1 protein-coding gene and 1 pseudogene are annotated in these 1,948 nt (G+C 66.1%); both read left to right on the forward strand.

Features of this window, described 5'->3' with window-relative positions:
• Window positions 1-285, forward strand: a 285-nt coding sequence (locus JCM9942_RS14795) for a LysR substrate-binding domain-containing protein (protein ID WP_256202398.1), incomplete at its 5' end; no start/stop codon positions are given.
• Window positions 286-322: 37 nt separating this feature from the next.
• A pseudogene (locus JCM9942_RS14800) lies at window positions 323-1,948 on the forward strand (ATP-binding cassette domain-containing protein); the annotation flags it as partial.

Raw genomic sequence — 1,948 nt, forward strand, 5'->3', positions numbered from 1 at the left:
GCCGCCGAGCAGGCCTTGCTGCCCTATCTGCATGGGTTTGCCGACGTGCTGCAGCTGGGCGGGACCGAGGCCATCAAGCAGGGCGCGGTCGCAGGACTGGGGCTTGCCTGCCTGTCGCGGCACACCGTGGCCGACCTGGTCGCGCTGGGCAAGCTGCAGGTGCTGGCTACGCCATTGCCGCCGCTGACCCGCCAGCTGTGGGCGGTACGCCACCCCGGCAAGCGTGTGCCGGACAGCCTGCGCAGGTTGCTGGCCCTGCCGGATGACGTGTTCAGCGACAGCTGACCGCCTGCAACCCCGGCACTGGCCTTACAATACGCGCATGCCTTTGATTACTTTGCAGAACGTCGACTACAGCGTCGGCGGCCCGTTGTTGCTGGAAAAAGTCGAATTGTCGATCGAGCCGGGTGAGCGTATCGCCCTGATCGGCCGCAACGGCGCCGGCAAATCCACATTGATGAAATTGATTGCCGGCGAGATCAAGCCCGACGACGGCGAGGTGCGCGTGCAACAGGGCGTACGCATCACGCGACTGGAGCAGGAAGTGCCGCATGGCGCGGCCGGCAGTGTGTTCGACGTGGTCGCCGATGGCCTGGGTGAGCTGGGACACTGGCTGGCCGAGTTCCACCGCCTGAGCCATGCCGAGGTGTTCGACGGCGACGCCATGGGTGATGTGCAGGCCAAGATCGATGCCGCCGACGGCTGGGGGCTGGACCAGCGCGTGGCCGAAACCCTGACCAAGCTGGATCTGGACGGCGACGCCGAATTCGCGCGGCTGTCCGGAGGCATGAAGCGCCGGGTGTTGCTGGCGCGTGCGCTGGTGTCTTCCCCGGACTTGCTGTTGCTGGACGAGCCGACCAACCACCTGGACATTGAAGCCATCGACTGGCTGGAAATGTTCCTCAAGGGCTGGAGCGGCAGCGTGCTGTTCGTCACCCATGACCGCCGCTTCCTGCGCGCGCTGGCCACCCGCATCGTCGAGATCGACCGCGGCCAGGTCACCAGCTGGCCCGGCGACTGGGCCAACTACGAGCGTCGTCGCGAGGAGCGGCTCAACGCGCAGGCGGCCGAGAACGCCCGCTTCGACAAGCTGCTGGCACAGGAGGAAGTGTGGATCCGCCAGGGCATCAAGGCCCGTCGTACCCGTGATGAAGGCCGCGTGCGGCGGCTGAAGGCGATGCGCAACGAGCGCAGCGTGCGGCGCGAGCTGGGCGGCAACGTCCGCATGGAGCCGCACAGGCCGAGAACTCCGGCAAGAAGGTGATGGAGGCCAAGGATGTGTCCTTCGCCTTTGGCAGCCGCACCATGGTGCGCGATTTCTCCACGGTGATCCTGCGTGGCGACCGGATCGGCCTGATCGGCCCCAACGGCAGCGGCAAGACCACGCTGCTGAAGCTGCTGCTGGGTGAACTGCAGCCGCAGCAGGGTGAGATCCGCCCGGGTACCAATCTGCAGATCGCCTATTTCGACCAGTATCGCGCCACCTTGCGCGAGGACTGGAGCGCGATCGAGAACGTGGCCGAAGGCACCGATTTCGTCGAGTTCAACGGCAAGCGCAAGCACGTGCATGCCTATCTGCAGGATTTCCTGTTCACCCCGGAACGCGCGCGTGCGCCGATCACCCGCCTGTCCGGGGGCGAGCGCAACCGGCTGCTGCTGGCCAAGTTGTTCGCGCAGCCGTCCAACCTGCTGGTGATGGACGAACCGACCAACGATCTGGACGTGGAAACCCTGGAGCTGCTGGAAGAGCTGCTGGGCGACTACACCGGCACGCTGCTGCTGGTCAGCCACGACCGTGATTTCATCGACAACGTGGTGACTTCCACGATGGTGATGGAAGGCGATGGCGTGATCGGCGAATACGTTGGCGGTTACAGCGACTGGGTGCGCCAGCGTCCGGCACCGCCGCCCAGTGCGATGGCGGTGGCCAAGGCCTCGGCGACCGCGG

Source organism: Stenotrophomonas pictorum JCM 9942 (assembly GCF_001310775.1).
GTDB lineage: Bacteria > Pseudomonadota > Gammaproteobacteria > Xanthomonadales > Xanthomonadaceae > Stenotrophomonas > Stenotrophomonas pictorum.